At 60.5% G+C, this 12,712-nt stretch carries 13 protein-coding genes; 7 read left to right on the top strand and 6 right to left on the bottom strand.

Features of this window, described 5'->3' with window-relative positions; genetic code table 11:
* Window positions 1-31: 31 nt before the first annotated feature.
* Genes ACNHGR_RS05515 through ACNHGR_RS05505 form a run of 3 tightly spaced genes read left to right on the top strand, consistent with a single transcriptional unit; the run spans window position 32 to window position 1,978 of the window.
* The gene (locus ACNHGR_RS05515; RefSeq protein WP_475284514.1) at window positions 32-400 is read left to right on the top strand and encodes a response regulator; all 369 of its coding nucleotides are present in this window, start codon (window positions 32-34) and stop codon (window positions 398-400) included.
* Window positions 400-1,122 (top strand): PAS domain-containing protein, encoded by a 723-nt coding sequence (locus tag ACNHGR_RS05510; protein ID WP_475284512.1) that lies wholly within the window; start codon window positions 400-402, stop codon window positions 1,120-1,122. The genes ACNHGR_RS05515 and ACNHGR_RS05510 overlap by 1 nt, the downstream gene beginning before the upstream one ends.
* Window positions 1,058-1,978, top strand: coding sequence for a sensor histidine kinase (locus tag ACNHGR_RS05505; protein WP_475288330.1), 921 nt, complete (start codon window positions 1,058-1,060; stop codon window positions 1,976-1,978). The genes ACNHGR_RS05510 and ACNHGR_RS05505 overlap by 65 nt, the downstream gene beginning before the upstream one ends.
* A gap of 613 nt (window positions 1,979-2,591) precedes the next feature.
* Here the strand turns inward: ACNHGR_RS05505 and ACNHGR_RS05500 are convergent.
* From ACNHGR_RS05500 to ACNHGR_RS05490, 3 genes are read right to left on the bottom strand one after another with little or no spacing between them, the layout of a single operon-like run.
* Window positions 2,592-3,161, bottom strand: a complete 570-nt coding sequence (locus ACNHGR_RS05500) for an alpha-ketoglutarate-dependent dioxygenase AlkB (protein WP_475284510.1) — start codon at window positions 3,159-3,161, stop codon at window positions 2,592-2,594.
* A gap of 2 nt (window positions 3,162-3,163) precedes the next feature.
* Complete coding sequence (locus ACNHGR_RS05495; protein ID WP_475284508.1) at window positions 3,164-3,823, bottom strand: SOS response-associated peptidase family protein; 660 nt, start codon at window positions 3,821-3,823, stop codon at window positions 3,164-3,166.
* A 9-nt stretch (window positions 3,824-3,832) separates the two neighbouring features.
* Window positions 3,833-3,997 carry a hypothetical protein gene (locus ACNHGR_RS05490; protein ID WP_475284506.1) on the bottom strand — a complete coding sequence of 55 codons (165 nt, stop codon included), beginning with the start codon at window positions 3,995-3,997 and terminating at the stop codon, window positions 3,833-3,835.
* A 129-nt stretch (window positions 3,998-4,126) separates the two neighbouring features.
* Between ACNHGR_RS05490 and ACNHGR_RS05485 the strand changes: the two genes are divergently transcribed.
* Both ACNHGR_RS05485 and ACNHGR_RS05480 read left to right on the top strand, forming a co-directional pair.
* Window positions 4,127-4,888, top strand: coding sequence for an ImuA family protein (locus tag ACNHGR_RS05485; protein WP_475284504.1), 762 nt, complete (start codon window positions 4,127-4,129; stop codon window positions 4,886-4,888).
* The gene (locus ACNHGR_RS05480) at window positions 4,803-6,323 is read left to right on the top strand and encodes a Y-family DNA polymerase (protein ID WP_475288329.1); all 1,521 of its coding nucleotides are present in this window, start codon (window positions 4,803-4,805) and stop codon (window positions 6,321-6,323) included. Before ACNHGR_RS05485 ends, ACNHGR_RS05480 begins: the two co-directional genes overlap by 86 nt.
* Window positions 6,324-6,383: 60 nt before the next feature.
* On the opposite strand, the gene ACNHGR_RS05475 is transcribed toward ACNHGR_RS05480, so the two are convergent.
* A complete protein-coding gene (locus ACNHGR_RS05475; protein ID WP_475284502.1) occupies window positions 6,384-6,734 on the bottom strand; it encodes a glycine zipper 2TM domain-containing protein in 351 nt (116 codons plus the stop codon).
* Window positions 6,735-6,886: 152 nt separating this feature from the next.
* On the opposite strand from ACNHGR_RS05475, the gene ACNHGR_RS05470 reads away from it, so the two are divergent.
* Complete coding sequence (locus ACNHGR_RS05470) at window positions 6,887-7,054, top strand: DUF6771 family protein (RefSeq protein ID WP_475284500.1); 168 nt, start codon at window positions 6,887-6,889, stop codon at window positions 7,052-7,054.
* 392 nt (window positions 7,055-7,446) lie between these two features.
* Here ACNHGR_RS05470 and ACNHGR_RS05465 read toward each other — a convergent pair whose 3' ends face one another.
* Together ACNHGR_RS05465 and nhaA are read right to left on the bottom strand one after the other, a co-directional pair.
* Entirely contained in the window at window positions 7,447-7,659 is a 213-nt protein-coding gene (locus tag ACNHGR_RS05465; RefSeq protein WP_475284498.1) for a hypothetical protein, read from the bottom strand.
* Window positions 7,660-7,770: 111 nt separating this feature from the next.
* Window positions 7,771-9,174, bottom strand: a complete 1,404-nt coding sequence (gene nhaA, locus ACNHGR_RS05460; protein WP_475284496.1) for a Na+/H+ antiporter NhaA — start codon at window positions 9,172-9,174, stop codon at window positions 7,771-7,773.
* Between the two features lie 250 nt (window positions 9,175-9,424).
* Here nhaA and ACNHGR_RS05455 point away from each other — a divergent pair, with 250 nt between their 5' ends.
* Window positions 9,425-12,679 (top strand): error-prone DNA polymerase, encoded by a 3,255-nt coding sequence (locus ACNHGR_RS05455; protein WP_475284495.1) that lies wholly within the window; start codon window positions 9,425-9,427, stop codon window positions 12,677-12,679.
* Window positions 12,680-12,712 lie beyond the last annotated feature (33 nt).

The following is a 12,712-nucleotide window of genomic DNA, read 5'->3' as shown; positions in this document are numbered from 1 at the left end:
TCATGGCCAGAACCCGCAGGTGGAAATCTCCATGAAGATCGTCATTGCCGAGGACGAATTCCTGATCGCCGATCTGCTGGTAGTTTGCCTGGAAGAAGCGGGCTACGAGGTGCACGATGCCCCCCATGGCGCAGACGCGCTGGGGCTGGTGCGCGCTTTGACCCCGGATTTGGTGATCACGGACTTCATGATGCCCTTGATGACCGGGCTGGAATTGGCCGAGTCAATGAAGGCTGACGACGCTATGCAAAACATTCCCATCATTCTTGTAAGCGGCGCCCAGGGTGGCATAGCCAGGTCGCGCACCGATCTTTTTGACCGGGTGTTCGACAAGCCTTATGCAATGGACCGATTGCTGGCGGCCGTAGCGGAGCTCGGCGGGGAAAGGATTCACCGTTGATGGCCGGGGATGACGCTAGCTCTCTTAGGAAGTGGGATGCGCAGACGCGGTCTGGTGGATTAACGGCTGCAGACCGCCTGTCAGCAATCGTCGAATCATCGGGTGACGCGATTATCGGCAAGACGCTCGACGGCGTGATTACCGATTGGAATGCAGGTGCGGAGCGCATTTTCGGCTATGCTGCGTCTGAAATAATAGGGTCGTCGATCCTGACCTTCATACCGGAAGACCGCCGGGCGGAAGAAGACGAGATCATCGCGCAGCTGAAAAGGGGCGAGCGCGTCGAACATTTTGAAACGTTGCGCAAGCGCAAGGATGGCGCGCTTATCCATATCTCCTTGACTGCTTCACCCATCAGGTCGGCAGACGGTCAGATCGTCGGTGCCTCCAAGATTGCCCAGGACATTAGCACGCGCAAGCAGACCGAGATCCTCCTGGCGCAGCAATCCGAGCGGCTGCAAACCCTCTATCGGGTCGCAGGTGAAATTTCTCGGGATCTCGATCTTGATCGGATCGTGCAGTCGGTGACGGACATCGGCACGGAACTGAGCGGCGCCAAATTTGGCGCGTTTTTTTTACAATGTGACCGACGAAGCCGGCGAATCCTACCAGCTCTTTACGCTTTCAGGAGCTGCCCGCGAAGCGTTCAACTTCGGAATGCCCCGCAACACGGCTGTCTTCGCGCCGACCTTTTCTGGCGAGGCGGTGATACGCTCAGATGATATTCGGCGTGATCCACGCTATGGCCGAAGCGGTCCTCATCATGGCATGCCCTCGGGCCACCTTCCCGTCGTCAGCTATCTGGCAGTGCCTGTGACTTCGGTTTCGGGCGAGGTTCTGGGCGGTCTTTTTTTCGCTCATGATGAGCCAGGGAGGTTCACGGCCGACACAGAAAATTTGGTATCTGCCATCGCTGCCCAAACGGCTGTCGCGATGGATAATGCGCGACTGCATAAGGCAGCGCAGATGGAAATAGAACAAAGGAAGCGCGCCGAGGAGGCGAAGGAACTTCTTCTCCATGAGCTGAAACATCGGGTCAAGAACACGCTGGCAACGATCCAGTCCATCGCTATGCAGACTTTTCGTCAAGCCCCCCGCACGGAGACAGAAGCGTTTAATGCCCGCCTCTTTGCGCTGTCGGAGGCGCATGATCTTCTCACCCAGCGCGATTGGGAAATGGTCGATGTCGAACATATCGTCCGACGTGCGGTCGCACCCTTTGCCGCCCAGGCAGATAGGCGGTTCCATATCTCAGGACCAGCTATTCAGATTTCTTCCGAACGCGCACTGCAAATTGCCATGGTCTTGCATGAACTTGGGACAAATGCCGCAAAATATGGAGCCCTTTCGAACCTGGCTGGAACCGTAACGGTCGTCTGGGAACTCCAAGAACACGTCAGTACGCGATCGCTCGAAATTGAATGGACCGAGATCGGTGGCCCGGAAGTCTCCAAACCAACTCGAAAGGGCTTCGGCTCCCGTATGATCGAGCGCGCTTTGCGAGGAGCGGGCAGCGGCGCTGAGTTCGACTTTCGGTCCCAAGGACTGTCTGTAAGACTAAAAATTCCGATTGGCTGATCCCGGGACATTTGCTTCGTCGAAAGACGCAGACAAAGAGCTGTGTCCAAAGCTGAGACAATGCGCCATAAGCGCCTCGACATGTTGCAGACCCCAAATAGCACTTTGCCGCCCTGGCGCTATTGGGGTCTTGATCTGAGCTGTCGCCGCCATCCGGCATTGCTTTCGTTTCTTTCAAAGATATAGATCAGGCGCTTAAACGCGCGATTCAGCCGCCTTCCTTAGAAAATAGGGGCGGTTACAGGTCTTTAGTGACACCCGGAATAACCTCGACCTTGATAATTCAGGTCTCGGTGCGGGATTACTCATCCGCCATAGCCGTGCGCGCACAACGACTTAGCGACCATTCGGCGTTGCGAGATGGACGGTAGGTCAGCTCTTGTGCTCAATCAGCTTCCCCCACTTGATGGCAGCGAATTCCTCTGGCTGCTTTTGCGACATGAATTTTCCATCTCTTTCCATGCGCTTTGAGGTCTGATTTCAACATCTCGCTGCGTTTGGCGAACACAGGCAGCGCCTGCGACTTTTCTGTTGTACTTTGGACATGCCGGGCATGGCGTCATCCTCTTCTACGCTTGGGCTTCAATGCAGGTCGCTAAATTTCAGGCTCCGCCTAGTCTCTCATACTACGAAAGGTAATTGACCAGCGCGGCACTTCCATCTCGGCGATACTATGCTCCCATTCTTGCCTTGCCTCGCCCGACAATCGGTAGATGGAGCGAGGCTCGAGCGGAACCGTCTGGCGCTCAAAGCCAGTTGGGGTCCGCCGCCTGAAGCGCATGGGGGCAGGGGCGCCGAGCGAGATGCCTACTACCTCATCGAACACCGGACGATCACGATGCCAACCGATACCCGCGCCCACATCGTACCGGATGAGCAGGGCCTGGATCAGAATTTCTGGCGTGAGGCCGGCGAAGCGTGCCGCCCGATCGCGGATAGGGGTCAGCCAGTCTGGCATTGGGTCGGTTGGACCAAAATGGCCATTCTCGAAATCATAGGTCCAGCCATAGCTGGTGATGAGCCGCTTGCCGGTCCATTGCTGAAACCGAAAGGGCGTGAGTGGCGCCGCATCGATCCGCTCGATAAACATCGCCTCTTCAGCCTCGCTCAAAAAGTCCGGGGCATAATCAAGGCCGGGGAGCAGGGGCGGCGCGAACAGGTCGATTTGCCGGGCGTTGGTCATCTTCAGAGCAAGGCCATCTGACTGTCTGCCGAAGGGGGCAACTGCCGGCTTCTCCAGAGGTCTTCGGTATGCTCGACGCGGAATCGCTCGGCCGCAAAAGGCGGGCGATATTGAAATCCGATCACGGTTTCGATCGGACCATGGAGCCAGGCGTCATATTCATGGGAGTCCAGCAATACGGGCATCCGGTCATTCGTCCCCATGATCGCCTCATTGGCGGGCATCGTCATGCCGGCATAAACCGGTCCCTCGTCAGGCATGTTCCGGCAAAAGCCGGCCCAAGCCATGATCGGCTGGCGCTTCAAAGAGAACCAGGTGCGCGTGCGGCCGCCGGGCGGCCCATCAGGATTGGCGAAATGGGTCATCACGATGAGACACCGATAGCGCGGATCTGCTACCATCTGATCCCACATGGGGTTGGTGAGGTCTGCAACCAGCCCGATCCTGCCCGGCTCTTCGCCGCGTTCGCGCATCTCGCGTGTCAGCCGACGAAAACCCCAGATCACGGCGCGCATGATCCGGCGGCCGCCATTTTCGAAGACGACGAGGCCAAGCGCGCCCTCGCTCGTTTCACTGGGCAGCTCGATCGGGGCGGGCATCGCTGCCCCGAAATGCTGGGCGACGTCTGACAGTCCGGTTGCCATGCAATGAAGTCGGGACATAAGCCAAGCCTACCAGGGAATTTCGTCGTCTGCGACGAGTTCGGGATCATGCGCCAAATGATAGCGCGGTGTGTCCGAGTCGGATCCCCGACTGCTGGCGTCGCGATCAACTTCGGGCGCTTCCCCCTCATGACGATCATGCTTCAAACTTAATTTTTTCCGGCGCTCGGCCATGATGTTCCCTGCTTCGTTTCAGAACCGTTCCGGGTCACCAACCTCTTGATCCGATTGTGGCCAGTTGACTCGGCTCTTGAATAGAACAAAATAGGAACAATTCCAACCGCCGAGCTGAGGAGGCCCTTCATGACGGATAGAGGGGCGCGCCCCCATGTTGCTGCCTTGCGCGCCCAAATTGCCGAGATTGAAGGAGCTGAGCGCCGGGGCAAAGAGGTTCTGCCATTCGGACTGGACGTGATCGACGCGAAACTGCCAGGAGGCGGTCTCGCGCTTGGCGCGCTTCATGAGGTTGCAGGCGGCGCGCAGGGCGTGACGGACGGCGCGGCAGCGGCCCTGTTCACCGCCGGCATCCTCGCCAGGGTGAGTGGCAGCATCCTGTGGTGCATGACCGAGCCGGATCTTTTCGCGCCAGCGATCGCGCAAGCGGGGCTTGATCCTGACCGGATCATCTATGTCGAGGCGCGTGACGAGACGGCGGTGCTTGCCTGTTTCGAGGAGGGTTTGCGCCATGGAGGGCTGGGCGGCGTCGTCGCTGAACTCAACCGATTGTCCATGACCTCCTCACGCCGGCTCCAGCTGGCTGCTGAAAGCAGCGGCACGATCGGCATCGCGATCCGGCGCTGGCGGCGCCTCGCCGAAGCCTCGGACTTTGGCCAGCCAACCGCGGCCGCCACGCGCTGGCGGGTAACTGCCGTTCCCTCCGAACCTTTGCCAGTGCCGGGGGTTGGCCGGCATCGCTGGTTCGTTGAGCTCATTCGGTGCCGGGCTGGAGAGAGCGCCGATTTTCTGGTGGAAGCTTGCGATGCGACAGGTTGTCTCGCTCTTCCTGCCGACCTGGCCAACGGATCGGCTGCGTCGCAGGCTTGGGCGCAGCGCGCCGCCTCCTGAAGCGCCGCTGATCCTTGCTGGCATGGATGGACAACGCCGGGTGATCACCGCGGCGAATGCCGCGGCGCGCGCGATCGGCTTGTACGCAGGCATGGCGGTGACCCAGGCGCAGGCGCTGGTGCCCGATCTCATCATCATGGATGCTGAGCCTCAGGCAGATCGGGAAGGGCTGGAGCGCCTCGCCATCTGGTCGCTGCGCCGCTATGCCCCGATCATCGCGGTTGACCCACCCGACGGCTTAATGCTCGATATCACCGGGGCGGCCCATGCCCATGGCGGCGCTATGGGCGTGCTCAAGGATGTGGTGACGCGTCTTGCTGAGGTAGAGACGGCTGGGCGCGCCGTGTGCGCGCCCACTTATGGCGCAGCCCATGCGCTGGCGCGTTATGGGGCAGAGCCGCTGCGCGTGGTCGATCCTCTCTTACTTTCCGAGGCCATCGCCGATTTGCCGCTGGCCGCGCTTCGCCTGGAGGTTGCGATTGTCGTTAATCTTGGCAAGCTGGGTCTGGAAACGATCGCCGATCTTGAAGCCATGCCGCGCGCCTCGCTCGCGCTGCGGTTCGGCTCGGCGCCTGGTCTGCGGCTTGATCAGGTCTATGCGCGGGTTTCCGAGCCTTTTGAGCCAGTCGCCCCGCCCGAGACGATTGCGATTGAACGTCGTTTTGCCGAACCCATTGGTGCGCCCGAGACGCTTGCGCGCTATACGCACAAGTTGGTCGATGGGCTTTGCCAGCAGTTGGAGGAGGCAGGGGTTGGCGCGCGACGGCTGGACCTGCGCTTTCACCGTGTCGACAACCGGATCGAGGCGATCCAGGCGGGCCTTGCCAAGCCAAGCCGGGACAGGAAGCAGATGGGCCGGCTGCTCTGCGACCGGATCGAGACCATTGATCCAGGCTTTGGCATTGAGCGGATGCTGCTTGTGGCGCCCGTGGTAGAGCCGCTGGGGCTACGGACTATCTCACATCTGGGCGAAGCGCCCGCGCCCGATGTTGCAGCGCTCGTCGATATATTGGGGAACAGGGTAGGGGAGGAACGGCTCTACAGGGTTGCCGCGCGCGAAAGCGATATTCCCGAGCGGTCAGTCACGCGCATTGCGCCCATGGCGGATCCGACCTTGCTGCGCTGGCCTGAGCGCTGGCCACGCCCGGCCCGGCTTTTCAAACGCCCGCAACCGATCGACACCATGGCCTTGCTGCCCGACCATCCGCCCGTCCACTTCGTCTGGCGAGGCATGCGCCGGAAGGTGAAGCGGGCGGACGGGCCGGAGCGCATCTATGGCGAATGGCATGTCAGCGACGAGGAATGGCTGAGCGTCCGTGATTATTTCCTGGTCGAGGATGAGACAGGCGCGCGCTACTGGGTGTTTCGCCAGGGCGACGGGATGGACGGCGCGACTGGTAGCCAGGGCTGGTTCTTACACGGGCTGTTCGCCTAACCGGCAAAAGGCGACGGCGTCCTTGAACACCGCCGCCTGGCGCAGGCTCATGAGAGGAAATTAGCAGCTCGAACTACGGTCGATGGCGCGGCCGGCAAGGGCACCGGCGCCAGCACCAATGATCGTGCCGGGCGCGCGGTCACCACGGGTATCGACCGCACGGCCAAGCAGGGCACCAGCGACGCCGCCCAGCAGGAGGCCAGTCGTGCCGCCCGACTTGCGGCAGCGATAGCTACGATCGTCACGATAACCACGGTCGCCCCGATAGCTGCGATAGCCGATATTGCGGGCGCGTTCGTCGCCGCGATACCAGCTACGGTCATGGTCACGTGCAAAAGAGGTGGCAGGAGCAACCGCTGTGAAAGTGGCAGCGGCAGCAGCAATGGCGAGTAGGGATTTGCGAATGGTCATGGTCATCTCCTCAACCTCTATTGTCTTGAGGGCCTTATTCCATGATTTGCTTGGCGCGACGCTGAACCGACCTGTTATCGAAGGTTAAGCCGCTGGTCGGGCCAGGATCCCTATGATTGCGCTGATGGAGGCCAGCAGTCATAGGCGGAGGGATGGACGAAAAGACAAACTCAACGATTCTGCGTGTGATCGAACGTGCGCCTCAATGGCTTCGGCATGATCTGGAGGCGAAGGATGCTGCGGCACGAGCGCGGGCGGAAGAAACGCTGGCAGCGATGATCTGCGATGCCCTGGCGTCGGCTCCACCATCTTCGGGCTGATCCGGGCCTTATGACCTCAGCGATCTGGGATGTATATTGATTTGCACCGCTGGACGAAGCGGACTTGCACCATTCAGCATCGTACCTAAGTTTACGGGGTCGCTCTTTCCCCCTTTGAGCGGCACCTCCCTGAACCTTGGCCCCGCTATGGAGCATGCTCCGGCGGGGTTTTCTTTGCCCGCCGCTCGTGGCTGATCAGCGGCCGCTGTCGTGGGACAATTGGCATTGCTTGATATGGAGGCAGTCAAACTTTCTATGAGCCGACCGAACCTACCGCGATGCCGATGTGGGTTGCCAATTGCCTGGGCGCTGACCTATCTGGCCTTCCAGTAGCAGGCTCCGGCCTGGGGGCGGCACACGCTTCGAATCGCGGCCGCCCTAAAAACTGCAATCTATTGATAGCCGCCTTCGTGTTCGCGGTTCTCGGCCGCATCCCGCTGGGCGTCTTCGAGCTCCTCGGCGTCCTGACTTTCCTCTTCGGAATCGACGTCGACATCCACCTCTTCATCACTGCCATCGGCTTGATCGGTGCCGGGCAAGTCGTTCATCGACGTACCCTTCATGTCAGCTTGGTCATTTTCGCCGGGAATATGTTCGGGGATCATGTCTCTCTCCTTTTTGAGTAGCTCCCAAACCAACAGGTCACAGCGATCCATGTTCCCGTCATTTCGAGGCCGAATGTTTCTTCGCTCGGTGTCGCCATTAAACCCGAAAAATCATCTCGATTGCTGCGGTCTGGCAGTGCCTGCAGCAGCTAGGCGCAGCGTGACATAACCGGCGATGCCAGCGACGAGAGAGGCCAGGATGATAGCGAGCGCTGCTATTTCTCGCTGTGCCTGATCGGGGAAAGCGAGACCTGAGATGAAGAGTGAGATCGTAAAACCGATGCCTGCGGTGCACCCGATCGCGCCGATCATCGACCATGTCACATTCGCAGGAGCCTCGGCCATACCAAGTCGGGTCGCAACCCAGCTGAAACCAAGAAAGCCGATGGGCTTTCCGATGACCAGTCCTGCAAGAATGGCTGGCGCCATCGCCGAGCCGAGCGCGGCTGTGATGAGATCGGCGCTGATATGCACACGGACATTGGAAAGCGCGAACAAGGGCAACACGATATAGCTGATCCATGGCGTCAGCAGGGTGATCAGTCGCTCGCCCGTCTCGTGGGTGGCGCCGGTCATTTCGTGAAGATAGCCCAGGCGCTTTTCTGCCTTTCTTCCTGAGGCCGCGCTTTCTTCCTCGTCGCTGCTCTTTTGGGCGTGTTCATGCGCGGCCTGAAATTCATCGACCTTCTCCTGGACCGTGTCGGCGAACCGGGCGCGGCGGAGTCTGGGGTGGACCGGCACGAGAAAGCCGACGAGCACCCCGGCGATGGTCGTGTGGATGCCCGACTGGAATATGCCGGCCCAGAGCAGCAGCGCGAGCAAAACATAGGGCAAGGATGCGCCCCATTGCAGCCTGCGGAGCAGAAAGATGCCGGCAAATGCCCCGCCTCCAAGCAACAGCCCCTCAATATGAATGCCCTGACTGTAGGCGATGGCGATGACCAGCAGCCCACCAATGTCATCGATTGCGGCGAAGGCCAGGAATAGAGCACGGACGCCGGGCGGCAGGGACGTCGCAAAAAGACCGATAAGGGCAAGGCCAAAAGCCGTGTCCATCGTGATCACCGTGCCCCAGCCCCCCTGCGCGTCGGTCCCGCCTGCGATCAGAAGATAAAGGAAAACAGGGACGAGCATGCCGCCTGCCGCCCCGGCGATGGGGAACGCCGCCGTGCGCCAGCGTGAGAGTTCGCCGCGGACCAACTCTCTTTTGACGTCGGTGCCGATGATGACGAAGAAGAGCGGCAACAGCGCATGATCGATCCATTCAGCTAAGCTATGCCGGACCGAAAGGTCGCCCAGCATGATCGTAAGCGGCATATCCCAAAGTCGTTCATAATCCTGTTGAAGCGGACTGTTTGTGCAGGCGAGCGCAATGATCGTCGCAAGCAGCAGCGGCCCTCCTATGACATCGCGTCCTGCAAAAAAGGGCGTAATCCGGTCGAGAAAAACGGTCTGGGCGGAGGCATGGTGCGCGCGCGCCTTGATCGCACCTTTTTGTCGGGGAGAGATATTCATAACAACCAAGCGAAGCGGAGAAGCGCGGGTTCCAGAGCGCCGTGGCGGAATATAAAATGCCCCGCCAGCGGGGGAGCTGACGGGGCTTTGTACACCGGGCCATGATGCGGGGGGCAAATGACATGACCCGATACTGGCTTAACGATGATGGTTCAGATCGGTTCCTTGCAAAGAGATATTGACTCTGGTTAGTAACGAACAGATAGCGAACAAATGCGTTCGATCAGAATGAAAACCAACGAGGGCCGGCGTGCGATATGCTGAGCTGCAATGCGCCTCGCATTTCTCTTTCCTGCGCGGGGCATCGAGTTGTGAAGAGCTGTTCGCGCAAGGCGAGGCGTGTGGCCTCGACGCCCTTGCGATCACGGATCGCAACAGCCTCGCTGGAATCGTACGTGCGCACGAAGCCGCCAAGGTCACCGGCGTCAGGTTGATTGTGGGCTGCCGCCTCGATCTGGTCGAAGGGCAGTCTCTCCTTGTCTATCCCCTGGATCGGGCTGGCTACGGGCGGCTCTGCCGTTTGCTCAGCCGGGGTAAAAAGCGGGGTGGCAAGGGCAAATGCGTTATCGGCTGGGATGATGTGGCCGATCATGCCGAGGGACTGCTTGCCATCCTGCTGCCAGGTGAAGTGGGAGAGGCGGAGCCTGTGCTGGGGCGCTTTGCCGCCATTTTCGAGGGCCGTGCCTACCTTGCGCTCACGCTGCGGCGGCGCCCGGGCGACCAGCTACGGCTGCACGATCTTTCTAATCTTGCGGCACGGCACCATGTGCCTACCGTGATCACCGGAGACGTCCTCTATCATCATCCCCACAGGCGCGTGCTTCAGGAGGTCATGACCTGCACGCGCCATCGCTGCACGATCGATGAGCTCGGCGCGAGGCGCGAGCTTTATGCTGATCGCTATCTGATGCCGGCCGCCGAAATGCATCGGCTTTATGGCCGCTATCCCCAGGCGCTTGTCCGAACGCTGGAGATTGCAGAACGCTGCCGCTTCTCGCTCGACGAACTCAAATATCAATATCCCCAGGAGGGGAGTGCTATGGGCATGACGCCGCAGGCGACGCTGGAGCAGCTGAGCTGGGAAGCAGCCAAGGCCCGTTATCCAGAAGGCGTGCCGCAGAAAGTATCCCGGCTGATTTCCCATGAACTCCGGCTTATCGGGGAGCTTGGCTATGCGCCCTATTTCCTGACGGTCAATTCCATCGTGCGTTTCGCACGCAGCCGGGACATTCTCTGCCAGGGACGGGGTTCGGCCGCCAACAGCGCCGTCTGTTATGTGCTTGGCATCACCTCGATCGATCCTGAGCGCTCGGACCTGCTGTTCGAGCGGTTCGTCAGCCAGGAACGAAAGGAGCCGCCCGATATCGACGTCGATTTCGAGCATGAGCGGCGCGAGATCGTCATGCAATGGGTGTTCGACACCTACGGGCGCGACCATGCGGCGCTCTGTTCGACGGTCATTCGCTACAAGGCCAAAGGCGCAATCCGCGATGTCGGCAAGGCCCTGGGGCTGCCGGAGGATTTGATCGTCGCGCTCTCCGGCCAGATCTGGGGCTGGAGTGAGGAAGGCGTGCAGGAGAAACATGTCGACGAGCTTGGCCTCAACCTCATGGATCGGCGTCTCCGGCTCGCCATCGATCTCGCCCGAGAGCTGATTGGAACGCCGCGCCATCTCTCGCAGCATCCCGGCGGGTTCGTCCTCACCCACGACCGGCTCGATGAACTGGTGCCGATTGAGCCTGCGGCGATGGCAGACCGCCAGGTTATCGAATGGGATAAGGATGATATCGACGCCTTGAAATTCATGAAGGTCGATTGCCTCGCACTGGGCATGCTGACCGCGATGAAACGTGGGTTCGATTTTCTCGCTCAGCATAAAGGGATCGAGATGGATCTGGCGTCCATCCCGCCCGAGGACCCGCGCACCTACGCAATGATCCGCGCGGCCGATACGCTCGGCACCTTCCAGATCGAGAGCCGCGCCCAGATGGCGATGCTCCCGCTTATCAAGCCGCGGACCTTCTATGATCTGGTGATCGAAGTGGCGATCGTGCGACCGGGGCCGATCCAGGGCGACATGGTTCATCCCTATCTGCGCAGGCGAGCGGGCAAGGAGAAGGTCGAATATCCAAAGCCTGAGCTGGAGAAGGTACTGGGCAAGACGCTGGGCGTTCCACTGTTTCAGGAACAGGCGATGCGAGTGGCGATCGAGTGCGCGGGGTTTAGTCCATCAGAGGCGGACCAGCTCCGCCGGGCGATGGCGACATTCAAATTCACTGGCGGGGTTTCGAAGTTCAAGGAGAAGCTGGTCAGCGGCATGGTGGAGCGCGGCTATACCGCCGAGTTCGCCGAGAAGACTTTCGGCCAGCTGGAGGGCTTTGGCAGTTATGGCTTTCCCGAGAGCCATGCCGCCTCATTCGCGCTCATCGCCTATGCCTCGTCCTGGCTCAAATGCTGGCATCCGGAAGTCTTTTGCGCGAGCTTGCTCAATGCGCAGCCCATGGGTTTTTATGCACCGGCGCAGATCGTGGCGGACGCGCGGGCGCACCGCGTCGAAGTCCGGCCCGTGTGCATCAACGCATCGCGCTGGGACTGCACTCTTGAGCAGGCAGACGACGATCGATGGGCGATGCGGCTTGGTATGCGGATGGTGACCGGGCTCAAGGAGGCCGACGCCGCCCGCATCATCATGGCGCGTGCGGATGAGCCCTTTATCTCCGTCGAAGAGCTCTGGCGGCGGGCCGGTGTTGGGGTCGGTTCCTTGAATCGGCTGGCCGAGGCCGACGCCTTTCACCCATCCATGCGTCTGCGGCGTCGAGAAGCGCTCTGGGCGATCAAGGCGCTAAGAGACGAGCAATTGCCGCTCTTCGCTGCGGCCGACGCGCGGGAGAAAGGGTTCGTCGAGGAAATCGTAGAGCAGCCGGTTGCATTGCGGCCGATGAGCGAGGGGAGGGAGGTAGTGGAGGATTATGGCCATGTCGGCCTTACCCTGCGCCAGCATCCGGTCTCATTCCTGAGGAAGGACCTGCTCAGGAAGAAGATGGTGCCCTGCAGCGCGCTCGATACGACGAAGGATGGGCGCTATATCTGGCTGGCGGGCCTGGTCCTGGTGCGTCAGCGCCCCGGATCGGCCAAGGGCGTTATGTTCATCACTATTGAGGATGAAAGCGGGATCGCCAATCTGATCCTGTGGCCCAACATGTTCGAACAGAACCGGCGGATCGTCATGGGCGCGCGGATGCTGGGGCTTTACGGTCAGGTGCAGCGCGAGGGCGAGGTGGTGCATGTGATCGTGAAGAAACTCATCGATCTGTCGTCCCTGCTGGGATCGCTGGGCCAGCGAGGTGAGGCGTTCCCACTCTCGCGCGGGCGTGGGGACGGCGCTAAAAACGGTGGTGGGCCAGATCCTCGGGGAATGCCCAGTGGTCGGGACATTCTTATTCCTGATCTGCACATCGATGAGATGAACGAAACGCGGCTAGCCAGGAGCCGGGACTTTCATTGACCGGCTTGAGGACCATGGAATTGACGGCGTCGA

The organism is Sphingobium sp. RS1 (genome assembly GCF_056156825.1).
Note: the sequence above shows the minus strand (reverse complement) of the source record. Positions and strands in the feature narration are given on the sequence as shown.